This window comes from Catellatospora bangladeshensis (assembly GCF_016862575.1).
GTDB classification, from domain to species: Bacteria; Actinomycetota; Actinomycetes; order Mycobacteriales; family Micromonosporaceae; genus Catellatospora; species Catellatospora bangladeshensis.
This window is the reverse complement of the sequence record NZ_BONF01000027.1, coordinates 1-26,812: the sequence shown is the minus strand read 5'-3', so window position 1 is coordinate 26,812 and position 26,812 is coordinate 1. Positions and strand designations below refer to the sequence as shown.

Annotated in this window: 18 protein-coding genes and 1 tRNA gene; 12 read left to right on the top strand and 7 right to left on the bottom strand. The window is 66.7% G+C overall.

Features of this window, described 5'->3' with window-relative positions:
- The first annotated feature begins 126 nt into the window (after window positions 1-126).
- The 4 genes from Cba03nite_RS22260 to drmB are packed head-to-tail and all read left to right on the top strand — an operon-like array spanning window position 127 to window position 11,906.
- Entirely contained in the window at window positions 127-4,953 is a 4,827-nt protein-coding gene (locus tag Cba03nite_RS22260; RefSeq protein ID WP_203749511.1) for a sacsin N-terminal ATP-binding-like domain-containing protein, read from the top strand.
- Window positions 4,950-6,869 (top strand): UvrD-helicase domain-containing protein, encoded by a 1,920-nt coding sequence (locus tag Cba03nite_RS22255; RefSeq protein WP_203749508.1) that lies wholly within the window; start codon window positions 4,950-4,952, stop codon window positions 6,867-6,869. Before Cba03nite_RS22260 ends, Cba03nite_RS22255 begins: the two co-directional genes overlap by 4 nt.
- Window positions 6,866-10,087 carry a helicase-related protein gene (locus Cba03nite_RS22250; protein ID WP_203749505.1) on the top strand — a complete coding sequence of 1,074 codons (3,222 nt, stop codon included), beginning with the start codon at window positions 6,866-6,868 and terminating at the stop codon, window positions 10,085-10,087. The genes Cba03nite_RS22255 and Cba03nite_RS22250 overlap by 4 nt, the downstream gene beginning before the upstream one ends.
- A 55-nt stretch (window positions 10,088-10,142) precedes the next feature.
- On the top strand, window positions 10,143-11,906 hold the full coding sequence (gene drmB / locus Cba03nite_RS22245) for an MrfA Zn-binding domain-containing protein (RefSeq protein ID WP_203749502.1): 1,764 nt from the start codon (window positions 10,143-10,145) through the stop codon (window positions 11,904-11,906).
- 70 nt (window positions 11,907-11,976) lie between these two features.
- Here the strand turns inward: drmB and Cba03nite_RS22240 are convergent, their stop codons facing one another.
- The 3 genes from Cba03nite_RS22240 to Cba03nite_RS22230 form a co-directional block, all read right to left on the bottom strand.
- Window positions 11,977-12,897 carry a replication-relaxation family protein gene (locus Cba03nite_RS22240; protein ID WP_203749499.1) on the bottom strand — a complete coding sequence of 307 codons (921 nt, stop codon included), beginning with the start codon at window positions 12,895-12,897 and terminating at the stop codon, window positions 11,977-11,979.
- A 438-nt stretch (window positions 12,898-13,335) separates the two neighbouring features.
- Window positions 13,336-14,298: a tyrosine-type recombinase/integrase gene (locus Cba03nite_RS22235; protein ID WP_203749496.1), complete on the bottom strand. Its 963-nt coding sequence runs from the start codon at window positions 14,296-14,298 to the stop codon at window positions 13,336-13,338.
- A 526-nt stretch (window positions 14,299-14,824) separates the two neighbouring features.
- Window positions 14,825-15,103 (bottom strand): helix-turn-helix transcriptional regulator, encoded by a 279-nt coding sequence (locus tag Cba03nite_RS22230; RefSeq protein WP_203749493.1) that lies wholly within the window; start codon window positions 15,101-15,103, stop codon window positions 14,825-14,827.
- A 955-nt stretch (window positions 15,104-16,058) separates the two neighbouring features.
- Between Cba03nite_RS22230 and Cba03nite_RS22225 the strand changes: the two genes are divergently transcribed.
- The gene (locus tag Cba03nite_RS22225) at window positions 16,059-16,481 is read left to right on the top strand and encodes a hypothetical protein (RefSeq protein ID WP_203749490.1); all 423 of its coding nucleotides are present in this window, start codon (window positions 16,059-16,061) and stop codon (window positions 16,479-16,481) included.
- A 50-nt stretch (window positions 16,482-16,531) separates the two neighbouring features.
- On the opposite strand, the gene Cba03nite_RS22220 is transcribed toward Cba03nite_RS22225, so the two are convergent.
- The gene (locus Cba03nite_RS22220; RefSeq protein ID WP_203749487.1) at window positions 16,532-17,452 is read right to left on the bottom strand and encodes a phosphotransferase enzyme family protein; all 921 of its coding nucleotides are present in this window, start codon (window positions 17,450-17,452) and stop codon (window positions 16,532-16,534) included.
- 240 nt (window positions 17,453-17,692) lie between these two features.
- Here Cba03nite_RS22220 and Cba03nite_RS22215 point away from each other — a divergent pair, with 240 nt between their 5' ends.
- Window positions 17,693-19,093, top strand: coding sequence for a helix-turn-helix domain-containing protein (locus Cba03nite_RS22215; RefSeq protein ID WP_203749484.1), 1,401 nt, complete (start codon window positions 17,693-17,695; stop codon window positions 19,091-19,093).
- On the opposite strand, the gene Cba03nite_RS22210 is transcribed toward Cba03nite_RS22215, so the two are convergent.
- On the bottom strand, window positions 19,090-19,653 hold the full coding sequence (locus Cba03nite_RS22210; protein ID WP_203749481.1) for an NUDIX hydrolase: 564 nt from the start codon (window positions 19,651-19,653) through the stop codon (window positions 19,090-19,092). The two genes, Cba03nite_RS22215 and Cba03nite_RS22210, sit on opposite strands and share 4 nt — an antisense overlap.
- A 483-nt stretch (window positions 19,654-20,136) precedes the next feature.
- Between Cba03nite_RS22210 and Cba03nite_RS22205 the strand changes: the two genes are divergently transcribed.
- Complete coding sequence (locus Cba03nite_RS22205; RefSeq protein ID WP_203749478.1) at window positions 20,137-20,619, top strand: hypothetical protein; 483 nt, start codon at window positions 20,137-20,139, stop codon at window positions 20,617-20,619.
- On the opposite strand, the gene Cba03nite_RS22200 is transcribed toward Cba03nite_RS22205, so the two are convergent.
- Window positions 20,610-20,786 carry a hypothetical protein gene (locus tag Cba03nite_RS22200; RefSeq protein ID WP_203749476.1) on the bottom strand — a complete coding sequence of 59 codons (177 nt, stop codon included), beginning with the start codon at window positions 20,784-20,786 and terminating at the stop codon, window positions 20,610-20,612. The genes Cba03nite_RS22205 and Cba03nite_RS22200 overlap by 10 nt on opposite strands.
- 324 nt (window positions 20,787-21,110) lie before the next feature.
- Here Cba03nite_RS22200 and Cba03nite_RS22195 point away from each other — a divergent pair, with 324 nt between their 5' ends.
- The 3 genes from Cba03nite_RS22195 (at window position 21,111) to Cba03nite_RS22190 (ending at window position 23,304) form a co-directional block, all read left to right on the top strand.
- Window positions 21,111-22,319: a radical SAM protein gene (locus Cba03nite_RS22195; protein ID WP_203749474.1), complete on the top strand. Its 1,209-nt coding sequence runs from the start codon at window positions 21,111-21,113 to the stop codon at window positions 22,317-22,319.
- Window positions 22,282-22,410: a hypothetical protein gene (locus Cba03nite_RS40385; RefSeq protein WP_275411611.1), complete on the top strand. Its 129-nt coding sequence runs from the start codon at window positions 22,282-22,284 to the stop codon at window positions 22,408-22,410. Before Cba03nite_RS22195 ends, Cba03nite_RS40385 begins: the two co-directional genes overlap by 38 nt.
- Window positions 22,411-22,518: 108 nt before the next feature.
- The gene (locus Cba03nite_RS22190) at window positions 22,519-23,304 is read left to right on the top strand and encodes a protein kinase family protein (RefSeq protein ID WP_203749472.1); all 786 of its coding nucleotides are present in this window, start codon (window positions 22,519-22,521) and stop codon (window positions 23,302-23,304) included.
- A gap of 288 nt (window positions 23,305-23,592) precedes the next feature.
- Here Cba03nite_RS22190 and Cba03nite_RS22185 read toward each other — a convergent pair.
- Window positions 23,593-23,665 (bottom strand) — tRNA-Lys (locus Cba03nite_RS22185).
- Between the two features lie 308 nt (window positions 23,666-23,973).
- Here Cba03nite_RS22185 and Cba03nite_RS22180 point away from each other — a divergent pair.
- Both Cba03nite_RS22180 and Cba03nite_RS22175 read left to right on the top strand, forming a co-directional pair.
- Complete coding sequence (locus Cba03nite_RS22180; RefSeq protein ID WP_203749470.1) at window positions 23,974-25,287, top strand: L,D-transpeptidase; 1,314 nt, start codon at window positions 23,974-23,976, stop codon at window positions 25,285-25,287.
- 127 nt (window positions 25,288-25,414) lie between these two features.
- A complete protein-coding gene (locus Cba03nite_RS22175) occupies window positions 25,415-26,752 on the top strand; it encodes an Ig-like domain-containing protein (RefSeq protein WP_203749469.1) in 1,338 nt (445 codons plus the stop codon).
- Window positions 26,753-26,812 lie beyond the last annotated feature (60 nt).

The window sequence follows — 26,812 nt, the reverse complement described above, 5'->3', positions numbered from 1 at the left end:
CTCCTCGCACAGCTCCTCACGTCGGTCGACCCGACGTCGCATGTGTTCCTCCGCGCCGCCTGCTTCATCGACCATGCGTCCGTTCCCCGCGACGCCCGCAGACCTCAGCCAAGGAGCGATGTCAGCGTGAACCCTTACCAGCCCACAGCGGTTCTCGGCAGGATTGCAGAGCTTTCCCAGCTGGCTTTGGGCACCTATCGCTTCAACCCCGACCGAGTGGAAGAGGACGCAAACGGCGAGCGCCGCATCCATCAGGGAGGCTACGGCGACCGCCAGCTCTTCGAGCTGGTGCAGAACGCCGCCGATGAGCTGCGTGATCCCCCGCATCGTGGCGGCCGGATCCACGTGGTCCTCACCGCGAAGGACCTCTACTGCGCGAATACCGGTACGTCCATCACCCCTGAGGGAGCGGAGACCATCCTGCGGATGGGCGTGTCCCGCAAGCGAGGCGGTCAGATCGGGCGGTTCGGCGTCGGCGTCAAGTCGGTCCTCTCTGTCACCCGGACACCGCAGTTCTTCAGCCGTTCCGGATCGTTCGGGTTCGATGCCGAGTGGTCGGCGGAGGAGATCTTGCGAGCGGTCAACGACGGACGGAGCGAGCGAGGTCTGCCACGGCTGTCATCAGTCGGCGACACCCCGGTTCTGCGGCTGGCCAGGCCGCTTGACGAAGCGCACGAGCGGGCCATCGACCCGATCCTGGACGAACTGCTGGAATGGGCGACCACCGTCGTCCGCCTGCCCCTGACAGAGGGTGCCGCCACTCGCCTCGGTCACGACATCCATCAGGCGTCGCGTTCGGGTCAGGACTCCTCCGGTCGAGAATTCCCTCACCAGTTCCCTCTGTTCTCGCATCACGTAGGGACGATCCTGCTGGAAGATCGACGCAGTCTGCCGATCGTTCGGCGTGAGATCACCGTGGAACACGACGGAGTCCGGCACACGATCAACGAGACGCGCAGCGGTACCAAGGCCCGGACCGAGCACTACCGGGTCTTCACGGTCGAACATCCCGTCAGTGACGACTCGCGCGGAAGCGCAGGAGAGTTGCATGACCGCGGAATCATCGACGTGTCCTGGGCTGTGCCCGAGTACACCCTCGTGCGCACCGAACGTGGGCAGTTCAGGCAGGTGCCACAGGAGCGAGGCACGTTCTGGTCGTTCTTCCCGACCAAGTACCCCACCACGCTCAGCGGAGCGCTCAACGCAGCGTGGAAGACCAACGAGGACCGCCAGAACCTGCTCGACAGCAGTGCGCTCAACAGCGAACTGCTGCACGTCGCGGCGAAGCTCGTCGTCGACTCGTTGCCCGAGCTGATCGCACCCGACGATCCGGCCGCCTACCTTCCGCTGCTGCCGGGCCGGACGAAGGAGTCGCCCAACTGGGCCTGTGAATACCTGACCGGCGAGGTGTGGAAACTGGCCGCCAAGAGCCCGTCGCTCCCCGATCAGGACGGCGAGTTGCGGAAGCCGATGGACCTGCGCATTCATCCCGAGCGGCTGAGTCACGGGGCTCTGACGCTGTGGCGCGAGTACCCCAAGGGCCCGCGAGACTGGGTACACCACTCGGTCGACGCCAGCACCATCCGCCGGGGCAAGCTCAACCACATCCTCGACGCGGCGCCGAAACGTCAACCCGAGACGGTCCGCAGCTGGCTTGAGTCGCTGGTCGAAGATCGCACCGCCGAAGCCTCGGCGGCAGCGATCCGCGTGCTTGCTCACATGATCGAACACGATCACGCGAAAGCCGAGAACGCGGTCCGCGAGCAGATCGACGACGCGCGTAACGCGAGGATCATCCTTACTGAAGACGGCGACTTCGTGGCTCCCGTCGCCGGCCGGGTCTATCGACGGTCTGTGGACGACGGGTTGCACGACGACCTGGTCTACATCGATCTCCGGATCTCGGCCGACCCCGGGATGCTGCGCCACCTCGATCGGATCGGCGTCCGTGACGCGGACGCCCCGGGACGGTTCCACAGCATCCTCGACCAGGGATTCGAAGGCTACGACGCGCGGTCGTGGACTCGCTTCTGGGAGCTGTTGCGCGTCGCAGGCGGCACGAGTCAGGTCACCGCGATCCGTGATCGAATGTCCGAGACCTCCGTGACGCTGCGAGTCAGAACGATGACCGGCGACTTCCTGCCTATCCGCGACGGCTTGTTGCCCGGTCCCGTCGTACCGCCGGACGGATCACGCGACGCGGATCTCACGATCGATACGATGTTCCACGCCGACGACCTGCCCGTTCTTCGGGAGCTCGGGGCCGTCGACGCGCCGCGTCGCGGGTACCAGCCGAGCGAGGAGCAGTGGTTTGAACGCTATCGAACTGCCATGTACGAGGCGTACTGCGAGGAGCTCGATCCGACCGCCAGACGCGTTCAACCGCACACTCTGAGGTTCGAAGGCTCCCCCATGGCCGGTCCGCTTCACCTGTTCGGCAGACTGTCCGACGAAGGTAAGGCCGCGTTTCTGGCCGCCGTCCCGGACGACGGTCTGGTGACCTACTGGACGCGCCAGGTCGGCGGCCAGGCGAGCACGAGGGTAGCAGTCCCCTCACCGATTCGGTGGCTCATCTCCGGCGAGGGAACGGTGAACACCTCACTGGGTCTGGTGCCGGTGAGTGCCGCGGTAGGTCCTCAGCTGCATTCCTACGCCAAGGTCCTGCCCGTTGCGGACATCAGGACGGGTCTCGCGGTGAAGCTGGGACTGCCGGCCAAAGTCGAAGACGTGGAATCTGAACGCTGGTCCGACCTGTTGACCATGGCGAAGGAGAGCACCGACGACGCCTTCGTCGGTCGAACCTACGCTCTCCTAGCCAGAGTCGCCCTCGACCTGCTCAACGAGGAGTCGACGGTGCGTTGTCGTGTCGGCGCACAGTGGGATCTTCGGCCCGACGGCGATATCGCGGTCGCCTTCACTCGGGACGAGTACGACGAACTCGTTCGCGAGAAACACCCGGTGATCCTCGTCGACGCGGCCGACGACGCCGAGCAGGCGGATTTCATGATCCGTGAATGGGGTATGCGCCGCGTCGCGGACGTCATCGAGAAGAAGATCCGTTTCGTGCCGAGTGGGCCGGCCACGGCGCTGGCCGACGAGTTCCCCGCCCTGCGTCAGCGTCTGGGCGGCACACGAGTCGGCGGTCTTCTTCTGCAGCGCTGCATCGAGCTCGAGGAGATCATCCGTACACCGAGCGGAACCCGCTCGGCGCCCCAGACCAGCGCACGTCAGGTCAACACGGCATTGGTCGTCGACAGCGCGTCGCCGGAACAGGTACTGATGCAGGCAGATCAACTGTTCTCCTGGGGGCTCGGACCGGCAGGATGTCGCGCAGTGCTCGACGCGGACCGACGTCAGAAGGACGAACTCGCCACTCGACAGCGCAAGGAGGCAGTTCGGCAGGCCGTCGGCATCGCCGAAAAGATCGCTCTGCTGGTCGACGAGGACGACCTGCGGATGGGCCTTCCCAACGGACTGGTCGCCAGCGAGATCGCCGAGACGGGAGGTGAGCCCGATCATCTGAGGCTCGCGCAGCTCGCATACGGGGCGCACGGCGACGGTGTGCTTCGCGCACACGCCAAAGACATCGAGAAGAAGCGGTTTCCCGACGCCCCGTCTCAGTTCGACGGCGGCCACACGGCTCTGAGGTTCGTGGCGGACCTGGGGTTCCCCGAAGAGTTCGCCGGTGTCCGAATCCCTTCGCCACCGATGCGCGAGGAAGTGGAAGGTCCGACTGCTTTCCCGGCGTTGCACGAGTACCAGGAGATGATCGCGTCGCGGCTCACGGGTCTCCTCGGTGCCGAGACTCCGTGCCGGGCGATGCTCAGCCTTCCGACGGCCGCTGGCAAGACGCGAGTCGCTGCCGAGGGGGTAATCCGATGGGTACGAGAGTCGGGCACGCCCGACGGCCCGATCCTGTGGATCGCTCAGACCGGCGAACTGTGCGAACAGGCGGTGCAATCCTGGAAGTTCGTGTGGGGGAAGGTCGGACTCGACCGGCCGCTGGTCATCGACCGGCTGTGGCACACCAACTCTGCCACGCCGGTGACGGGCCGTCCCCACCTGGTCGTGGCCACCGACGCCAAGCTCGACAAATGCCTGGGAACACCGGAGTACGCATGGCTGCGCAACGCGTCCCTCGTGCTCGTCGACGAGGCCCACACGGCCTACAACACGGAGTACACCCGCATCCTCGAACACCTCGGACTCACCCACCGCGCGACACCGCGGCATCTGGTGGGGCTGACCGCTACCCCGTATCGCAGCAACAAGGAGGAGACACGCCTGCTCGTCCAGCGGTTCGGCGATCGACGCCTGGACGAAGGCGTCTTCCCCGATGAGCCGGTCAAACACCTGCAGAGCCTAGGCGTCCTGGCGCGGGTTCAGCACCGCGAACTGGCTGGCACGAGCCTGATCCTGAGCCAACACGAGCTGGAGACCGTCGAGCAGTTCAGTGGTTTCCTTCCCAAAGGCGCCGAACAGCGCCTGGGCGAGGACGAGACCCGCAACAAGATTCTCATCGACGAGATAACGGCGCTGCCAACCGACTGGCCGGTGCTCGTCTTCGCCACGTCGGTACAGCACGCGAAGTTCCTGGCGGCCAAACTCAGCGATCGCGGCGTTCAGGCCGCAGCGATCGATTCGGCCACGGCCCCCTCGGAGCGACGTCAGAAGGTCGCCGCCTTCCGCAACGGAAGGCTCCGTGTCATCACGAACTACGGCGTGCTGTCACAAGGATTCGACGCGCCCGCCACACGTGCGGTCGTGATCGCCCGCCCGGTCTACAGCGCCGTCAGCTACCAGCAGATGATCGGGCGAGGGCTTCGCGGACCACGCAACGGCGGTAAGGCGGAATGCCTGATCCTCGACGTACGAGACAACATCACCAACTACCGCGACGGACTCGCTTTCAAAGACCTGGAGAAACTGTGGACCGAGGGGAACAGGCGATGACCGGCTTCGACGCGCTGTTCGAGCCGACTCCCGCGCAGCAGGCTGTGATCACACAGCCGTACGACGCGCGGACCCTGGCGACGGCGGGCCCAGGCGCCGGCAAGACCACGACGCTGAGTCTCCGGCTCGAGCATCTGATTGAAGTCGAGGAGCTCGATCCGGCCGACATCCTGGTGCTCACCTTCTCCCAGGCGGCAGTTCAAGCGCTCAGCGGACGCGCGGATCGTTTATCCGGACCGACGTCGCGGGTCCGGGTGCAGACCTTTGATGCATGGGCGACCGCCTTGCTCCTGCAGACCGAGCACACCGTGGAGTCCCTGTCAGGCCTGGACCACGACAGTCGGATCGAACTCGCGACCGATGCCATCGCGGCCGGCGTCGTGGAGAAGACCGAGCAGGGCTTCCCGGCTCACGTCGTGATCGACGAAGTTCAGGACCTCATGGGCGTCCGGCGGTTGATGGTGGAGGCTCTGCTCGAGCGGTTCACTCCTGCCTGCGGTCTGACCGTCGTCGGTGACATCGCGCAGGCGGTCTACGGGTTCCAGGTTGCAGACCTCGAGGAACGCAACCAGGAGACCGGGTGGTTTCTGACGTGGGTACGCAACTGGTTCACCGACGATCTCGTCGAGATTCATCTGGGCGACAACTTCCGCGCACGTACCGCTGACGCTGCCATCGCCCTGTCGTACGGCGACAGCATCCGGCAGCTGCCGACCGACCGCGCGCGTGCCGAATATGCAGCGAACGCCGTTCACGACAGCCTGCGCCGAGCCCTCGAAACCGTTCCCGACTTCGGTGACCTGGACGACCCGTTCGTCCAGGCCTCGCTGCGAGAGTTCGAGGGCAGCAGTGCCATCCTGGGCAGGACTAACGCAGAGGTGCTGCTGTTGTCTGAAAGCCTCAACCGGTCCGGCGTCCCACACCGCCTCCAGCGATCGGCTCGGGCACGTCCGGCACCCGCATGGGTGGCGGCGCTGACGCAGGCGACCGAAATGGTCGAGATCGCCGAGGACCGCTTTCTCGAACTATCCCCGAACCTGCCATTGCCGGCCGGACTCGATCCGCGGCGCGCGTGGAGGACGCTACGCGGAGTCGCCGGCACTCGAAACGGTCGGCTGAACCTCGACGCTCTGGTCAGAGCCGTCGCTGAGCGGCGGCTCCCCGAGGAACTGTCGGCCTCTGCCGAAACCCGGCTTGTCTTGTCGACGGTTCATCGCGCCAAAGGCCTGGAGTTCGACCGGGTGCTGGTCGTGAAGCCGCGGGCTCTGACCGAACTCGACGCGGACCGGGTCGACCCGAGCGCTGAGGTACGAGCGCTGTTCGTCGCGATGACACGCCCGCGCGACGACCTCTTCCGCCTGACGCGTCCCGCGACCTGGATGATGCGCAAGGATGCAGAAGTCGATCGCTGGTACGTGTCTGGCGGCAGGCACAACCCCTCGGCACGCAGCGGTATGGAATGCACCGAGTTCGATGTGTGTCATGAGGCGCCTGCCATGGGTGTTGGGCTGCCGGGTGAAGACTCAGCCGAGATTCAGCAATACCTAGCCACGTCGGTCCATGAGGGTGACGGGATCGAACTGCGCAGGCTCCATGACCTTCCCGAGTCCACCGCCGAGACACCGCCTTACGGGATCTTTCATCAAGACCGGCTGATAGGCGAAACCTCGCGACGGTTCCGCAGTGACCTATGGCGGATTCTCGGAGGTAGGCGGACGTACGAGGTCCGTCGATGGCCGTGTCGGGTCACCGGCCTGCGCATCGACACCGTCGAGACGGCCGCAGGCTTCGCCGCCCTCACCGAACGTCTCGGCCTGGGTGGTCGCGGCGCCTGGCTCGCGCCACGGCTATGCGGTCTCGGCCGCTTCGACTGGACCCATGCCGACCAGCTCCCGGAAGGACATCACCATCCGTGACAGCCATCGACCACACCGCGCACTACGACCTTCGTGCGAAGCTGCGCCATGCCCTGCGCGCCGACCTTCTCGGGCCTCAGGCGGGTCCCGAAGAGATCTTGACGACCGATACACCGGTCACCGCTTACCCGATCGGGGTCCTGTTCCCGCAGCTCGACCAGACGACCACGGGGGAGGAGGAGATCTTCGACGCACCGCCGGACGTCGTCCGGGGCGACGATCTCGACAGCCGGACCGGCGACACAGGTGTCGTGCTGGCGAATCGACGCAAACCATCCTCGATGGGACTTTCTTTCAGCGTCGACATGTCCGCCGCCGAGGTCGTGTACGCGACCGTACGCGCCGCCGTCTACGTGCCGGAGGACGAGCACGGTCTACCCGTCGAACCTCAGCGAGCAGAGGCACGCAGCACCGGCCAACAGCGGGAGCGCTGGCGTCGCGTGCCAGTGATCTGTGAACCGGTCTCGCTCGACATCAGCAGTCCGGGCGTCCGACGGGTTTCTCTTCACCCTGGGCTGGAACTTCGGGCTCTGGTACGCGAGGCCGACTCCGCAGGCGTGGTCACCATTACTATGACGTTGGTGAACATGCTCTCCACGGGGAGCTACGTCCTCCAGGACGCTCAGTGCTTCTTCCAGCCGGAGATCGAGATCAGCGGACCGGAGGGAGTCTGCCCGTTCGTCGAGCGCACCGCGGTGCTCGGCTCGTTCGATGATGATCAGACCCTTAGTGCCCTTCTCTACCGATACGCTCCTCGCTTCGCCGTCGGACACGGCTGCTCGGTCGCGTGGGATTGGCAGCCGCCAGCCGTCTACGAGCCCATTCCGGATGTATGCGCCGTATCGTCCGTGCGCACCGAGTTCATACCGACGCACGAGGTCCTGCTCACCGACTCCAACCCGGCCGTCGAAGGACCGGCGTTGAGCATGCACACGTTGGCGACAGGCTCACGACAGGACATCGCAAGTGCCCTGACCCGGCTCCTCGACGGATACGAACGTTGGATCGCCGCCCGACAGGACGAGGCGAGGACCACCCTCGGCGCCGATCACAGGAAGGTGGCCGCCAAGCAGTTGTCGCAGTGCACTGCGGCGTTGGGTCGAATGCGTCGCGGGGTGGAACTGCTCGCCGACCTCGACAAGCCCGAGGTATTGGAAGCGTTCCGCCTGGCGAACCGAGCCATGGCCGCACAGCATGCACAGGCGAGATGGGTCAAGGACGGTCGTACGGGGTCCCCGGAGCCGACAGTCGTGCGGTGGCGGCCGTTCCAGATCGGCTTCCTTCTGCTCTGTCTTGAAGGCGTCGTCGATCCTGTTCATGGGGACCACGATGTCGCAGACCTGCTGTGGTTCCCCACCGGCGGCGGGAAGACGGAGGCGTACCTCGGTCTGATCGCCTTCACCGTGTTCTTGCGGCGGCTACGCGACGGTGCGGTAGGCCACGGCGTCACCGTGCTCATGCGCTACACGCTGCGCGTGCTCACGTTGCAGCAGTTCGAACGCGCCACGACGCTGATCTGTGCCATGGAACGTATCCGTGCCGAACTGCCTGGCACGCTGGGCACGGAGCCCATCTCGATCGGCATGTGGGTCGGCCGGTCCGCGACACCCAACTCGCTGGAGCGCGCACAGCAACAGCTCGACGCCCTTCGAAGTGCTCCCACCAGGTCGTTGCAGCGGGAGAACCCGGTGCAGCTGGAGGCCTGTCCCTGGTGCGGCGAGCAGCTCACCGCCAACGATTACGAAGTACGCCCGGCATGGATGCGGATGCTGGTACGGTGCCCCCGGAGTAGCTGTCCTTTCTCGGACGACCGCGGATTGCCGGTGCACCTCGTGGACGCCGCGGTGTACGACGCGCGACCGACCCTCGTGGTCGCGACAGTCGACAAGTTCGCCTCGCTGCCCTGGCGCCCTGCGACGACGGCGCTCTTCAACGACGGAGTCGACGGTCCCGTCAGGCCACCGGAGCTCATCGTCCAGGACGAGCTGCACCTGATCTCCGGTCCATTGGGCACGCTGACGGGCCTCTACGAAACGGCAGTGGACATACTGGCGGGCAGGCCGAAGGTCGTGGCGTCGACCGCGACGATCCGGCGCGCCTCTGACCAGGTGGAAGCCTTGTTCACTCGGCAAGTGGCCCAGTTCCCGCCAGCCGGACTCGACGCACGCGACTCTTGGTTCGCGGTGGAAGCACCCCGAGACGACAAGGCGTCGCGCCGCTACATCGGCCTGCTCGCGCCGACGACGAGTCAGGCCACCCTTCTCGTGCGAACCTACGCTGCGCTGGTACAGGCCGCCGCACAGTCGGAAGCGGATCCTGCGGTTCGCGATGCGTACTGGACGCTCGTCGGCTATTTCAACAGCCTCCGGCTGCTGTCGGCGGCCGAGCTTCAAGTCCTCGACGACGTACAGGGCCGCCTCGAGCTGCTCGCGAACCGTGACGGGACGACCATGCGTCATGCCACCACGTTGATCGAACTCAGCAGCCGTGCCGAGTCCACTGCAATCCCGCGCCATCTCAAGCAGCTCGAACGGCGGTATCCCGACCGGGATGCCTGTGATGTGCTGCTGGCCACCAACATGATCTCGGTCGGTGTGGACATCGACCGGCTGGGGCTGATGGCCGTAATGGGGCAGCCGCAGACCACGGCCGAATACATTCAGGCGACGAGCCGCATCGGCCGGCGCCACCCGGGCCTCATCGCCGTCATGCTCAACTCCGCGCGATCGCGAGACCGCTCGCACTATGAGCAGTTCCAGGGTTTTCACTCGGCGCTCTATCGCACGGTCGAGTCCACGAGCGTGACACCGTTCTCATCGCGTGCCCGCGACCGCGGGCTGCATGCCGTGATCGTGGCTCTGACCCGATTGATGGTATCCGGTGCGAGGGACAATGCCGCCGCAGCCGACGTCGAGAAGTTCGTCGACGAGATCAACTCGATCGTGCGACCACTGGTACTCGAGCGCGTCGAAGCCGTCGACCGCGACGAGTACGACTCCACTGCGACCAACTTCGACGAATTCGTCGAATGGTGGCGCGCGGAAGCCGAGGCCCATCCTAACCTCGTCTACGAGGCGGGCCGAGGAAACAGGAGGCGGTCGCTGTTGAGCGGATTCGACGATCTCGACGACGACACGGGGTGGCCGACACTCTGGAGCCTTCGAGACGTGGACGTCGAATCCTCCCTCTTCCTCGATAACACGCGCCAGGAGCGATGAAATGACGCCACCCCCACCCTCGCGACGACGTGTCGTCGGATCTCCCCCACAGGCCTTGCCGCGCAGGCTGGGCGCAATCCGCCGCTCACAGCTGATCACCACGTACGGCGTCGGAGCGCTGATCGCCGTCGACAACGAGTCCTTCGTGATAGCCGGCCTCGACTCGTGGGATGTCAGCGAGGCCGTCGAGATCCGCGAGCGTCGCCTCGCCGGAGTCCTCGGCGTCGACCACTTCCGCCTACCGCCCGCACCCGACCCCGATCGCGGCACCGACGGCGTACGCGTCCGGCGGTTTCCCGACTACTACTCGTGCCCGCAATGCAAGGCACTGCTCCCCTTCCGGAAGTTCAATTCTCCCGTCGGGGAAGCGACGTGCCGCGACTGCGGCACCGGACTCGTGCCGTCACGCTTCGTGCTCGCATGCGACCATGGCCACCTCGACGACTTCCCCTACTGGAAGTGGATTCACCGCGGTAGCGAACATTCGGGCGGTTACTGCGGCGGTACCCTTGCACTCACGTCGGACGGCAGCGCGGCGTCGCTACGGTCGGTCGTGGTGAGCTGCACCTGCGGCGTCCCAGAAGTTTCGATGGACGGGGCGTTCCGGAGGCAGGCACTGCGAGACCTCCGGATCCGATGCGAGGGCAGAAGTCCGTGGCTCAGATCGGCCGGTCCGCAGACGTGCACGCTGAAGACGCGAGTCATGCAACGAGGCTCATCGTCAATATGGCATCCGATCGTCTACAGCGCTTTGACGATTCCGCCATGGAGCGAGGGCCTCCACCGACTTGTGGACGAGCACGACCTGCTCAACGCCTCGGAGGAGACCATCCGCTGGTACTTCTCCAGCCGTCAGCGCAAGTTGCAGGCGATCGACGCGAGTGTCGAAGACGTGATCGATCTGGTTCGGCACCTGGCCGATCCGACGCTCGACGAAAGCGACAGCACGGGAATCAGCGCGTATGCGAAGCTTCGTCACGACGAGTATGAGAGCCTGAGGCGGGAGAACCGCGAGCACAGCAGCTCAGAGCTGCAAACTTTCGTCTGCGAGAGAGCTTCAGGTGATCTCACGCCGCTGAAGGCCGTCGGCGTCGACGACGTCATGCAGGTCAAGCGGCTGCGTGAGGTGCGAGCACTGGCCGCCTTCGTACGTGGCGCCACTCCGATGGACGCGGACTCCGACCAACGGCACGCGCGGCTCGCCGCCGCCGATTCCGACTGGTTGCCGGCGGTCGAGGTCAGCGGCGAGGGAGTGTTCCTGCGACTTGACCAGAATCGCCTTCGTTCATGGGAATCGAACACGGACGTACGACGCCGCAGTGACCAGATCCGCGACAACCATCTACGCCTCTTGAACGAACGTGCCGCCGCCCAGCCGCGCCCTGACGGACAGCCGGTTCGATCTCCGGTGACGCCTCGGTTCCTGCTTGTCCACACGCTTGCTCATGTCCTGATCAACGAGTGGAGCCTTGACGCGGGATATCCGGCCTCCGCGCTGCGCGAGCGGCTCTACGCTGGTGACGGTATGGCGGGTCTGCTCATCTATACGGCCACCAGTGACTCCGCTGGCAGCCTCGGCGGCGTCGTCGCCCAGGGTGAGCTGGAGCGCCTTCGACGCTCGCTGCGGTCCTCCTTGGAGCGAGCCTCCTGGTGTTCCAACGACCCTCTCTGCATGGAGTCCCAGGCGAGCGGGACTGACAACCTCAATCTCGCCGCCTGCCACGCCTGCGTGCTGCTACCTGAAACAAGTTGCGAGTCCAACAACTGCTTCCTCGACCGAACGCTTCTCATTGGCGATCTCGGTTACTTCGCCGTGTAATCAAGGGGGTGGGACGCGGCACTCCGCGTCCCGCCCGACACACTTCAGGTGGATTCGGCAGACGTCGACATCAGTCTGCGAGGTAGTCGTCGCGGTCCTCGATCGGCTCAGCTGTGTGTCCTCGTCTACGTCTGGTCTCCTCGGCGATTGCCCTCTCTGGAGATGCAGCGGCCCGCGGATCTTGTTCCAGACGAGTGAGATCGGCGAGCCGCTCGAGGCCTGGTTCGCCAGGCGTGGCCCAGACCCTGTCGGCTGGCGTCTGTCGTTGGAGGTCGAGGCGGTCACCGGCAGTGGTGGCCACGGGCGTCCAGAACGGCAGTGTCAGGATGCGCTGGTGGAGGTTGTTCTCGCGGCGTGTCGAGTGCAGCCGAAACAACATCGCCCAGGCAGGGTAGGTCGAGTCTATGCTGTAGCGGTATCTGCTGATCTTGTCGATCAGGGTGGTCAGGGGTTCGGTTCCGGTGTCGTACTCGAGCCAGAACCTGAGGTCATGACCAGGTTCGCGGTAGCGTCCCCAGCCGTCGGGCTCCAGCCTGTGGATGTAGCGGTACATGGTCGGTTCCCAGTACATGAGTTCGGCCGGCGGGTTCCTGCGGGCGTAGCCGGCGAGGTCGGTGAAGAACGTGTTGACACCCAGGGTGTGGTCCAGTTGCGTGCTGGTCGCGATGCGTGCCCTCGCTAGGGCAGTCTCGGCCGGCCGGGGCGGTTGGAGGCCGCGTCTTGCGGCGATCATGACGGCGCCGGTGTGGGCGATGACGTAGGACCAGGGGTAGGTGCCGCCGCCGGGCCGGTTGGCGCGGAAGCGGTCGACGAGCTTCATTTCCATCAGCTCGAGCAGCCGTTGCTGTGCCGAGCGCGGGGACGGGAACAGGGCGCTGGTGATCTGGGCGGTGGTAAGGACCTGGTGGTCGTAGAGCCAGTTCAGCAGTGTTCGGTCACGTTGGGTGAGCCTGGATTGCAGCCGCAGGAACGCTTCGCTGCTTGTTTTCACGCCCGACACCCCCAGGGAGAACCCCATGGGTTGTCGGGGTCATTTCGGCAAGGCCACAAAGCCGGGCGGTCGTGCGGATGGTCCGCTGACAGATGGATCGTCTGGGGGTTCGCGTCTAGACGATCCTCGACCCGGCCGCAGAGGCGATGCCCCGAGCGATCCGCCAGACGGCCGCGGGCTCGGTCGCGCACAGCGACGGTGCCCACCGGCAGCGCCGAGCCGGACAAGGTTGGCGGACGGCCAGGTTCGACGTGCCTGTGCATGGCTTCTTCCTCCTTCGATCATCAGTTCTCATCCCTCGCGCGTCCAGCGATCGGCGACGACACGTACGCAGTCGCCCTCCGCTTGGGTGAGGCGGTCGCGCGGTGACCGTGTGCCGCGGGCCGGGGATGGGTCCGGCCCGCGGCGTTTCGGGCGGTAGGAGCCTTGTGGGCGGGGTTATGCGGCTCGTAGGTGGCCGCGGTTGTCGGGCTGTGGGAGTGCGCGTAGGGGCCGCCGGGTGCGTGGTACTACGCGTGCGGCGGCGTTGGCGGTGTTGCGGTCGACTTCGGCGAAGACCTCGGTGTAGGTGTCGGCAGCGATCGCGATGCCGGAGTGGCCGAGCTGGGTGGAGATGGATTTGATGTCGGCACCGGCGGCGTGGGCGATGCTGGCCGCGCCGTGGCGCAGGTCGTGCAGCCGGATGGGCGGCAGCCCGCAGGCGTCGGCGAGTTGCCGGAACAGGTCGGTAACGGTGGCCGGGTGCAGCGGCTTGCCGCCGGGGTCGGTGAACACCATGCCGGTGTCGTGCCAGGCCGTGCCCCGCAGTCTCTTGAGGGTGGCCTGGCGGGTCAGGTGGAGGTGGAGGACTTCGGCGCTGTAGTCGTCGAGGGTGACGACCCGGTCGCCGGCGCCGGTCTTGGGTTTCTTCTGGACGGGTTGCCAGCCGTGCTGGGCGATCTGGTTGGTGATGATCAGGCGGTGGCCGGTGAGGTCGACGTCGGCGTGGCGCAGGCCGACGGCTTCGCCTCGGCGCAGGCCGCGCATGGCGATGATGTGGAACAGGGCGTAGAGCGGGTCGTCGGCGATGTGGTCGAGGAACTGCCCGGTCTGCTGGACGGTCCAGACCATGACCGTGCTGGGGATATCGCCGCGTTCGCGCCAGGCGGCGACGCGTTCGGGGGTCCAGATCCGGGCCTTGGCCCGCGCGCCTTTGGGGATCTTGTACCCGCGGACGGGGTTGGTGACGGCCAGTTCCTCGCTGACGGCCGTGGTCATAGCGGTGCTGAGCGTGGCCCGGATCCGGGGGTAGGTCGCCGGGGACTGGGTGCGCTTGCCGCGCACGCTGTCGCGTACCGCCGGGTCGGGGTCGTTGCGGGCGGCGACGATGTGGGCGTTGGCCTGGTCGAGGGCTTCGAACATGGCCCGGATGTGGCGGATGCGCAGGTCCCCGACACGGATGTGGCCCAGGTGCGGGATCAGATACCGCTCGCAGTGCGAGCGGTAGCCTCGCAGGGTGTTGTCGTCGACCCCGGCGCGTTCCAGCCACGCGGGCAGGTACTCGGCCAGGGTAGCGCCGCCGTCGAGCGCGGCCCCAGCCGCGGCCCGGCGGCGTACCAGGGCGAGGTCGGGTAGCGGGCCGCGGGTGCCGGCGGCCAGGATCTGCCCGACGATCGCCTCGACGGCGACCGGGTCGCCGGCGGCTGCGGCGAGAAGCTGGCGGATGTGGTCGTTGTCGGCGGCGGCGTCGGTGCGGGTGGCGAAGCCGCTGCGGCGTACCAGGCGGCGGGCACCGGCGGGGTCGGTGGGCAGGTCGAGTTGGTGGCGCCAGTGCCGTGGTCAGGGCTCCACGCGCCGTCCTTGCGTCGCAGGCGCGGGCAGCGGGCGCCCAGCGGTTTTCCGGTCTGCAGGTCGCGGCATCCGCAGCGTTTCGACACGGCCTTGTCGGTCATGGTGACAGCTCCTTCCCGGTGGGTGGGGTTCCATGGACGCTCGGACCCGCGGGGTGATCAAGTGGATGCTCCAGGTGCAGGTAGCGCAGCAGGTCGATGACGCGTACGGCGTACTTGCGGGCACCGGTGGCGACCGCGATCGGGAACGTGCCGGTGCGGGCCATCTGGTAGGCGCGGGTGCGGCCGATGCGCAGGATCCGCGCGGCGGTGGCGAGGTCAGTGATCACGCCGAGGGCACGAATGCGTTCGGCGGTCCACACGTCAGGTCGGGGCATGGCGAGTCTCCTTAGGCCGGTGCGCCCGCAGCTGGACCGCAGGCCGGCGGGGGTTCGCGTGCGTCGGCACGCCCGGAGGTCGTAGGGCTGGGAGTGCTGACATCTGGTAATCGGGTTTGTCAGCGGTTTCGAACGCGACGATTTGCTGACAGCGGTGATCAACATTTCTGTCAGCGCAGTGGCGACGCTGACAGCCCGGACCTGCGCGACTCGGCCGACGAAGCTTTGACCTGCCTGTATAGATCTGTCAGCGGTCTGTCAGCGGCCTACGTGAAGCCGGACCATGATCGGCGCCCGGGGTGCCGCGGGCTTGCGCTGAGCTGCTCTGTCAGCGGTGGACGGCCGCGACGCAGGGCTTGCAACGCCCGTTGACACAAGATCGGCTTCTTGCAACAGTCGTTGACGCCCAAGATCTTTAATATGCAACAACCGTTGACGCAAGATCACCTACGCGCAACAGTCGTTGACGCAAGATCGAGAGTGCCGCAACAACCGTTGACGCATGATCGAAAGCGCGGGTCCGGAGCGCGCACCCCCATCTGGGTCGCCACTGGCTCCGCCACGAACGTCTACCGGCCGACCCTTCGCTGACAGAAATCTCGGCTTCGCTGACAGTGCAGTTCAAGACCATGATCAGCGATCATGGCCTGTCAGCGGGCTACTCCATGCTGAAGGGTTGGCTCGGACCCGGCTCAGACCACAGCGAACTTGCCGCGGCACAGACTGCGGATGCCGGCGGGAGCCATCCGGTCAACCAGCTTGCGCGAGGCCAGCTGGACGAGTGCGAAGCCTCCAGGCACTCCAAGAAACTCGAAGTCGCGTTCCGGCACAGGCCAGCTCACTCGACGGCCGACTCGGTGCCCGCGAGGGCACACCGCTAACGACGGCCACCACTTGATCTACGCGCACTCACGAGCGTCCATGGGTTTCCCGCACGGCGACCCAAGGAGCGCTCATGACCCGGCGACACGACCAGGCCTACCGCGACGCCCAACAGCTGCTACACCGACACCAGCCAGACCCGACCGGCAAGCGCTGCGACCAGCAACGCTGCGCCGCTGACAGCTGGCCCTGCACAGCCGTGACAACAGCCCAGCGACTCATTACGCGCTGCGACACGAACTCACACAGCCAGGCCATGTCGCACGACAATGAGATCGCCCCCACATGGCGGCTGACCGCCACCGCCTACACGGTCTCGCCTACCACACCGCTGTGCCGTGACATGGGCGACGTCATGGAACTCATGCACCGCATGGGCACGGTCTCCATCGCCCAACTCGCCGTACGACTCGGCCGACCCCGACTGGTCATCACGCTCATCCTTCGAGCACTGGTCGCCTGCGGCTGGGCTGTTCACCCCTCCCCTGCGAGGTGACAGTCGAGCCGAGCAGTGAGCAGGTCACCGGCGCCGTCAGCTCCAAGCCGTCACGATCGACGCCAGTCGCGCCGCAGCGATGGGTCCAGCAGCGTGGCGATCCGGTGACGGACGGCATCGACAATCTGGGGCTCGCGGCTGGCGCGGGACGCGTACCAGCACGTGCGACGGAACAGCGATATGTCGACAAGGAGGTCGATGTCCGCGTCGTCGCGGAGGTCATCGCCGTAAGCGGCCACGAACTGGTCGAACTCGGCGTCGGTGAGCCATCCCAGGCGCCACGAACCGATGACGTAAGCGATGTCCCACTGCCTGGGGCCGAGGCAACTGTCTTCGAAGTCGAGGAGGTGCACCTGTCCGGCAATCGAAAGCGTGTTACCCACGTGCGCGTCGCCATGCAGGATCGCGCTCGGTTCAGCGGGCCACCGCGATGCCGACCATCGACGGTCGAGTTCGTCACGAAGATCGACAAGGCCCGCCAGGTCGGCGGCCGGTATCCCGCTCGCTGCGGCCGACAGCTGCCGGCGGACGCGGTTCCAGGGGTTGAGTGGCGGCAGGTCGGGCCACGGCGGAGGCTGCCGGTGTAGCTGCCTCAGCAGTCGGCCCAGGGCTTGGGCGGTGCCCCGTTCCGCCGTCGGCAGATACTGCCACCAGGTGACGATGCGGCCGTCGACTTGGAGCAGTTGCTCAGTCGGCGGTGACCCGGCGGGTCTGACCGTTTGGATTCCCCTGCTTTCGCACCACGTCGCCAGCTCCAGTTCGGTCCGCAAACGCTCTCGGCGAGCGCGCACAGCGCCGACACGCGCGACGAGTCCAGCGGCAGGCACCGCGACAACGGCGTTGTCAGCCGGTGGCCTCAGGACCGTGAGGTCGGCATCAGCGAACCGGGTTCCGGCCAGCGCCCTACGAACGACAGCCAGTGCCTCATCGGCGCCGAAGGTGGTCAACGCGGCCAACTCGATTTCGTCCACGGCGTCCCTCACCCCGTTGCCATCATGTGCTTTACGAACGAGCCGAGCCTCAGTACGACCATCTGCTCCATCAATCGAACCCCTTCGGCGAGCTGTTTCCTGAACTCCGAATTCACGGCACCCGTTCCGTCGGCTTCGTTCGTGACTGATGATCGATCCTTGGGTACGGTTGTCAATGCAGTCGGTTCGCGTCAAGCCTTTTAGGAAATCCCGGGCGTGAACCCCCGCACCACCCACGAAATGAGCTTCGTCGCCAGGGAGAGGGGCATGCCGCGACGATCTGTTCTTGTCGACCCAGCTTTTCCTTCGCGACTCAAGGAGTTGCGCGAGCAGCGAGGAGTCTCTCTGCGGCGTCTTGGCCAGCAGGTGCACTGCTCTCATGGGTTCTTGTGGGACCTGGAAGCTGGCAAGAAGCAGCCGAGCGTATCGGTCGCGTTACTGCTGGACGGCGCACTTGGCGGCAATGGCGAATTGTCAGCCATGGTGCGGGAGATGTCAGCCGACAGCAGCGGACACAAAGATGCTCGCGACCACGACGCCCCCAGTGGTCTGGGGCTAGAGTTTGCGCCGGATTGGCGACAGGGTGTCGCCCTCGCCGTAGACCTTTGGCAGGAAGATGTGCAGCGGCGGAAGATGCTCCGGGCGGTCGGGTTCAGCGCCACGGCCTTCATGGCGCCTGCAATGCGGTGGCTTGTCTCGCCGATGGACGAACGCCCGTCCGGCGACGGTGATCGCCTGATCGGTGAACCCGACGTCGAGACGGTCAAGCGGATCACTGCCACGTACCGCACGCTCGACAACCAGTTCGGTGGCGGCCATGTGCGGGAGAGCATCGTGCGGTTCCTCCAAGGAGAGGTGGCCGCGATGCTGCAAGGAAGGTACGACGCGAACACGGGCCGGGCGTTGCTGTCGGCTGCGGCTGAGGCGACGCAGCTGGCCGGGTGGGCGTCGTACGACATCGGCATGAACGGGCTGGCTCAGCGGTACATGATCCAGGCGCTGCGGCTGGCATATGGTGCCGGTGACCGAGCCCTGGGTGCCGAGATCCTAGCGGCGATGAGCCATCAAGCCGCCTATCTCAAAGCTTCGGCACATGCGGTCGATCTTGCCCGTGCGGCGGGCCGGGTCGCCGCAGAGGCGGGGATCAAGGCGATCGAGGCCGAGTCCGCGGTTCTCAAAGCGCAGGGTCATGCCTCGGGTGGGGACGAGGCGGCCTGCGCCAAGGCTCTGGACCGGGCTAAGCGCGCGTTCGACAAGGCCGATCGCACCAGCGCCCCGCAGTGGATCGGGTACTTCGACGAGTCGTATCTAGCGGCCAAGTTCGGCCACTGCTTCGCCGCCCTGGGCCGTGGTGACCTCGCGCGTCGTTTCGCCGAGCGCTCCCTCGACATGGACGGCCGGCATTACGCGCGTGGCAAGCAGTTCAACCTGGCGTTGCTGGCGACCGCACACGCCCAGGCAGGCGATCTCGATCAGGCGAGCGCGGTGGGCATGCAGGCGGTCGACGCGGCCGAAGGGCTGGATTCGATGCGTGCTCGCGACTACCTGGGCGAGTTGGCGGACCGGCTTGCCAAGCACGTCGGTCTGCCAGCCGTGCGTGAGTTCACCGAACGGGCTCGCCCCGTGCTAACTGCCGTCTAGAGCTTGCCCTGCGCTCTCAGTAGAAGGACGGCGAGCAGGCCTGCGACGGAGCCCGCGCCGACGATCTCGCCTAGGCGTATCCGACGCTCGATGTCGTCGAGGGGGATCCACTCGACTCGTTCGGCCTCGTTGACGTCGGGTGCGGTGCCGATGTGGTCGGCCCCGCGCCCCAGGTAGACGAGGTTTGTCTGGTCGATGGTGCCCACCATTGGCTGAAAGGTCACCAGCGGCTCCAGAGTTCGTGGCCGCCAGCCTGTCTCCTCCTCGACTTCGCGTGCGGCACACACGGCCGGGTCCTCATCAGGATCGATGTAGCCGCCGGGCAACTCCCACACCCAGCGGTCGAGGATGAAGCGATGGCGCCACATCATCAGCACGCGCTCGGCGTCATCGACCACGATCACCATTGCCGCTGTCGGCACGCGGAGCACGTACTGCTCGAAGCGGACTCCGTTGGGCAGCTCGACGTCGGCGATGCTCAGCGCCGCACGCCGGGTGTCGTCGACCACCCGCTCGCCGTGAATCGTCCACTCGCTGGCCCGACGGCCGCCCACCTGCATGGAACGACCCTAACGGGTCCGGCCCACCCTCGGCACCTGACTGTCTGCCGTTGTCTGCCGACAACGGCTGACGCCTGTCCGCTTCATGGTTACAAGCCGCAGCCGCCAAGCTACTGATCGACGGGCATCCCCGTCGATCCCGCTACCCGGCACCGCCACGCACCGCGGCGCCCCGGCTGCGGGAGAAGGCCCCGGCCGGACGTGACACCGCCTCCGTCCGGCCGGGCGCATCGCGTGACGACGGGAGGGTTCAGCGGTGAACGCCGTAGCGAACGCAATCAAGCCGACCAGGGCGTGCCTTCCTCAGGCGCAGCATCTCGCGCGGGTGCACTGCCCGATCTCGTGGCCAGAGGGCGATCGGTGCCTCAACTGCCACGAGATGTTCCCGTGCACGACCTACAGCTGGGCCTTCGACGCGCTCATCGACGCCGGGTGGAGCACCACTGAGGTCCTGGCCCTGGACGCCAGAACAGGACCATGGTCATGATCATCACAGCTGACAAGCCGGACGGTGGCATCGAGATGGATGCGCGCTCGATCCTGCTGGTGCACGCCCGACGAAGACCGCCTGTGCCAGGGCTGTTACGAGTTCACCTGTACATTCGCCCGGTTTCCGTGCTCTCAAGCTCAGTGGGCTCAGGCAGTGCAGGATGGCGACCTCTCATGAAGCCACGACATGCCAAGGTGCTGACGGTGTGCAGCGTTCCCCGCCTGCAGATTTACAAGGTCCTGCTCGCTGAGCCCGGCCGGGCTTGGACCATCCGTGAGCTTGCCGGATCGCTACCGGACGTGTCGGTGGAGGCGGTGACCTCAACTCTGCACCTGATGATGGGCGAACGGCTGATGAACCAGGTACGCCCCGCCCGAGGCCTTACCTTGCAGCTCAACAACGAAGGCCGCGCGGCGATCCAGCAGATCGTTCAAGGTTGGTCCGCCGCCCCGACCGCCGGAAAGAGTCAGCCGTGAAGCCGATCCGAGCCACGGTGCCGGCCGCCGCACTCCTCGGCGTCGACGCGGCCCACCGTGTCATCGCCGAACATCTGCGCTCCGACGTCGGCGGGCGGTGTCTGTCCTGCCGGGAGCTGGAGCCTTGCGCTCAGCGTGCCACGGCGCATGCCGCACTGTTCGGTCATGATCGCCAGCTTCCTCGCCGACGGCCCATGGAGCTGATCGGCGCTGGTGGGGACTTCGGTGCCGGGGTGAGATCAATGTTTCACGCCTTCGGCACGTCGGGTGGAGACCGGACACATAGGGCCAGCTCATCGCCCTGACGCCGTCGAGCGATGCCGTCATTCACAGCTAACCAGCGGGCCAAGGAGGGATGACTGCACGCCCAGGGGACCACCACGACCGCGCTGATGGACTCGCGCCAGTCCGGCTGACCCAAGGGCCGGAACTCCGGGCGGTCGCCAGCCAGGCAGCCGCCCACTACCCCACTCCCTCAGGAGGTGATCGACATGCACCAGCTCATCGCCACCCCGTTCCTCGACGACGGCCATCTCATCCTCAAACCCGGCAGCGAGCAGGGCATGCGCATTCCCGCCGGGCACTACGAGCAGCTTCGCGACCTGTCCGCGCGTCACGGCCCAGTACCGGACTGGCTGGGCAACGCCGCCATGAACGGCTGGGGGCTACGCCTGCGTGATAAGCCCGTCAACCAGGTCGTGACCGTGCGCCAGCCCAGCAACTACGGCTACGGCTACGGGCGGGCGTCGTGGGAGCTCAATCTCGGCTGCAACTACGACTGCGAGCACTGCTACCTCGACATCAAGCGCTTCGAGGGCCTGGCCTGGGAACAGCGGGTCCGGCTCCTGCACATCCTGCGTGACGCCGGGGTGGTGTGGCTGCAGCTGACCGGCGGCGAGCCGCTGATCGACAAGCTGTTCACCGAGACCTACACGCACGCGTGGGACCTCGGCATGATGATCTCGATCTCGACCAACGCGTCGCGGCTGTGGAAGCCGGAGATCCTCGACCTGCTGCGAACCCGACCGGCGTATCACATCACGATCAGCGTCTACGGTGCCACGGCCGACAGCTACGACGCGCTCGTGCGCCGCAGGGGAGCGTTCGACAAGTTCCACCGGGGCCTGGCCGCCGCCAGCGGGGCCGGGCTGACCATGAACCTCAACCTCGTCGTTACCAAGACCAACGACGCCGAGGTCGACGGCATGATCGCGCTCGCCGAGGGGTTCGGGCTGCCCTACCACGTGTTCTCGAACATTTCTCCGACGATCATGGGCAGCGCCCGGAGCCTGCCCGCGCAGTCGATGCCGCTGCTCAAAGCCCGCAAGCCGTTCACCGGCTGCAACGCTGGGCACACGTTCTTCCACGTGGACCCGCACGGCATGGCGTCGATCTGCAAGGTCGGCCGTGACCCCAACATCGACCTCCTCGCCGAAGGCGTGGAGGGCCTGCGCCGACTCGGCGGCATCGCCGACGGCCTGCTCGCCAGGACCGGCGGGTGCAGCGGCTGCAGTGTGCAGGGCACGTGCAACACGTGCATGCCGCTGGTCCGGCTGTACCGGCAGGCGAAGTCGCCGATGGAGCGCTACTGCCAGCACCGAGAAAGTGGGGAGGTGATTGTCAATGGCACCGACAGCCACAGCGACCCGGCCGGCACCGGTCATGGTCGCGCTGTCCCAGCGTCCGCAGCCACGGCCTGAGGCGACGGAGATCGAGTTCGTCAACGTCGAGCAGACCGTCCTGGCCGCGAACAAGTGCAACTGCAACTCCAGCGACGACAACCCGTACTGACGACCGACGAGGGTGGTCCCGGCGTGGGCGCTGGGACCGCCCTCCACCACCCCGGTAACCTCGCCGCCAGCAAGCGGCCCAGCGAAGGAGCAGATCCTGAATCCGCGCGTGTCATGGCAAGACCTTCCCGCCGGCCTGCGCCACCTGATCGAGGCCGAGGCGGGGTCCTTCATCCGTGCCGAGCAGGTCGGCACCGGGCACAACTGCCTGGTCGGCATGGTCATGCACACCACGCGCGACCGCTACTTCCTCAAGGGCGTCCCCGCCGACCACAAGCGGGCCGTCTGGACCCAGAGTAACGAGGCCGCGATCAACTCCCACGTCCGGCACGTGTCGGCACCGCTCGCCTTCCACGTGGCCGCCGACGGCTGGGACGTGCTCGGCTTCCGGTACCTCGACGCTCAACACGCCGATTTGAGCCCCGGCTCGCCGGACCTGTCGAAGATCACCGCGAGCCTGCAGGCCCTCAACGCCATACCCGCCCCTGACGGGCTCATGCTGCGCACCGCCGAAGATCGCTGGCGCGGCTACGCAGGCGACCACGCGCATCTGCTCGCTGGGACGACCGTCGCGCACACGGATCTGCATCGCCACAACATCCTGATCGACGGCACCGCGAAGTTCATTGACTGGGCGTGGCCGACCCTCGCCGCACCCTGGTTCGACACCGCCTGCGTGGGACTACAACTCATCCACGCAGGCCACACGCCTAAGGACGCCGAGCTGTGGTGCCAGGACTCTCCCGCCTTCGCCGCTGCCTCCGAGCAAGCGGTAACGACCTTCGTCACCGCCGCCCGACGGCTGTGGGCCGAGATCGCCATCGCCGACCCCCAACAGTGGAAGGTCGAAGTCGCTGAGGCCGCCTGTACCTGGGCGGCTTACCGGAACGGGTAGCGGCCGGCCAACTGCGCATCGCGTGCCGAATCGGCTCGGGCGGCGGTCGTCCTGAGATCCACTTGAACCACTCTGTGCACTCTTCGAAGGGCGTCACGGAAACGACAGCCGTCCGATCCCCGACCAAAGCTCGCAACAAGATCAAAGCCGAGAGATGACGGCAACTGACGGCGTATATCAACAGGTCACGGCACATCCGAGCACACCTTGAGCACACCCGGACCGCATCCCAGCCATCCCCGGAATGCCAGAAGCCCCGTCTGACCAGGTCAGACGGGGCTTTCGCTGTGCGCCGCCAGGGACTCGAACCCCGAACCCGCGGATTAAGAGTCCGCTGCTCTGCCAGTTGAGCTAGCGGCGCTCGTTGGCAACGGAGAGAACCTTAGCACGACGATCCGGCGGATCTCCAATCGGTTAACCGACCGCCCGCCCGTGCCGCCAAATCCCCCCAAACCCATCCGCCGTACCACCACGAACCGTCCATATCGCCCCAGCTCAGCCGACCCTCAACCCACCCGAGACCGTCACACAGAGCAACCTGTGACCGCCCTCACTCGAAGATCATCTTGCGCCACGATCCCGAGAATCCGTCGGAACCCACCACAACCCCCACTCCCCTACGGCAGGATGTGAACCGGGACATTTCACCAGGATCCAGGCAGGTGGCGTATGCGTGCACTCCGCAGGCTCGGCGTCGCGGCGGTCGCCGCCGCTCTCCTCGTACCCACGCTGGCCTCATGCGACAGCGAACCCACCGGCGTCACCGCCGCCAAGAACCCACCCCCCGCCCCACCCGCGCAGACCCTCGAACTGACCCCCGCCGCCGAGACCAAGGACCTCCCGGTCAGCACCGAGATCGGCCTGACCGCCACCAACGCCGCCGTCCGCTCGGTGCACGTCGCCGACGCCAAGGGCAAGCTGGTCGCAGGCCGAATGCGCCCCGACGGCACCACCTGGGTCCCCGAAAAGCCGCTCCAGTACAAGACCGCCTACACGGTCACCGCCGTCGCGACCGACGGCCGAAGGGCCGTCACCTCGCAGACCTCCTTCACCACCATGCCCGAGCCGCAGCGCCAGGTCGGCACCGGCATGTACCTCTTCGACGACCACACCTACGGCGTCGCGATGCCCGTCGTCGTCGAGTTCTCCGAGCAGATCCCCGAGTCCGCCCGAGCAGCGGTGGAGAAGCGCCTCTTCGTCGAAACGACACCACCCCAGCCGGGTGTATGGCACTGGATGAGCGGCCGCCAGGTCACCTACCGCGCCCCGCAGTACTGGAAGCCGGGCACCAAACTCACCGTCCGCGCGGCCCTGAAGGGCGTCCCGATGGGCGAGGGCCGCTACGGGGACGACGACCGCCGCGCCGCCGCGAAGATCACCGACGAAAAGCTGGAGCTGGTCGTCCGCAACTCGGACAAGCACATCGACGTCCTGCGCAACGGCAAGAAGGTCAAGTCGATGCCGGTGAGCCTGGGCAAGGCGAGCACCCCCTCCTCCTCCGGCACCATGGTGATCATGGACAAGCAGGCGTCCACCATCTTCGACACCACCGGCGAGCCGGGCGACCAGTACCGGGTGGCGATCCAGTACGCCCAGCGCCTGACCTGGGGCGGGGAGTTCATCCACTCGGCGCCGTGGAGCGTGGGAGACCAGGGCCGGCGCAACGTGTCGCACGGCTGCCTGAACGTCTCCCCCGGCAACGCGGTGTGGCTGTTCGAGAACACGCACGTCGGCGACCCGGTGACGGTCAAGGGCACGGGCGTGAAGCTGGAGAAGGGCAACGGCTTCACCGCCTGGGACCTGAGCTGGAAGGAGTTCGTGAAGGGCAGCGCGCTGCCGATCCCGGACGAGCTGCGCCCGGAGGCGGTCAACCCGCCGGTCTCGTCGGCCTCGCCGTCCCCGTCCCCGAGCGCGGCCCCGGGTGTGGCCCCGAGCGCCGTTCCCGCGCCCTCGGCCATGTCTCCGACCCCGGCTGCCCGATAGTCTGGTAGCTGCCCGGATGTACGGTGTGAAGACTCACTGCGGGCAACTCGCACCCCCGTGCGGAGCGTCATTGAGGCAGGATGGATGACGTTGTGCCGCGCACACCCCTCAACGATGTGAGGACGCTATGCCCACCCCCGACACCCCGACCACCCCGAAGCTGACCCGGCGGCGCGCGCTGACCGCGCTCGGCCTCGCCGGCGCCGGTGTCGCCGGTGTGACCGGCCTGGCTGCCTGCACCGGCGACAAGTCGCCGATCTGGAACGGCGGCGGCGACGGCGGCGAGAAGCCGCAGGAGACGCCGCCCAAGGCGAGCGTGACCATCTCCGGTCCGGCCGCGGACGCCAAGAACGTGCCGGCCGGCACGGAGATCGTGTTCGCCGCGACGGAGGCGCAGACGACCGAGGTCTCGCTGAAGGACGCCAACGGCGCCGAGGTCAAGGGCGCGATGCACCCGGACGGCGCCGGCTGGCTGCCCGAGAAGGCCCTGGCGTACGGCGCGACGTACACCGCGACGGTGACCGCGACCGGTGACGACGGCAAGCCGGCGACCGCGACCGCGACGTTCACGACCATGGCCAAGCCGCCCGCGAGCAAGCAGGTCGGCGTCAGCAGCTTCCTGGCCGACAACGCCGTGATCGGCGTCGGCATGGTGCTGATCTTCAAGACGGGCCGGACCATCCCGAAGGCGCAGCGGGCCGCGTTCCAGCGCCGGCTGCTGGTGTCGACGGAGCCGTTCCAGGAAGGCGTCTGGACCTGGTATTCGGGCACCGAGCTGCACTGGCGCCCGAAGGTGTTCTGGAAGGCCGGCACGAAGGTCTTCGTGCACGTGCGGGCCGGTGGCCTGCCGCTGGGCGGGGACTACTACGGCCGCCGCGACTCGACGCTGGTGTGCAGCGTGGGTCCGGACATCCAGCTGAGGGTCAACGACAAGACCCACCAGATGACGGTGCTGAAGGACGGCAAGGCGGTCAAGACGATCCCGGTCAGCCTGGGGCGGCCGACGATGCCGTCGTCCAGCGGCACGATGATCGTCATCGAGAAGAAGCGGAAGACCGTCTTCGACACGATGGACGACCCGAACCCGGCCAACCGCTACCGCACGAACATCGACTACGCGCAGCGGCTGACCTGGGGCGGCGAGTTCATCCACGCCGCGCCGTGGTCGGTGCAGCACCAGGGCAAGCGCAACGTGTCGCACGGCTGCGTGAACGTCTCCATGGCCAACGCGGCGTACCTGTTCAACAACACGCTGGTCGGCACGCCGCTGACGACCGTCGGCACGCCGCGCAAGCTCGACTACGGCAACGGCTGGACCGACTGGGACAAGCCGTGGGAGGAGTACGTGAAGGGCAGCGCCATTCCGTACGAGCCCCCGGCCGAGCCCACCCCGGACCCGTCCGCGGAGCCGTCCACGGCCCCGTCCGCCGACCCCTCGGCGAGCCCGTCGACTCCGGCGGCCTGACTCCCGGCCAGCACGCCGACAAGATCGCCGTCTCGTGTCACAAGGTGTGGCCACACCACA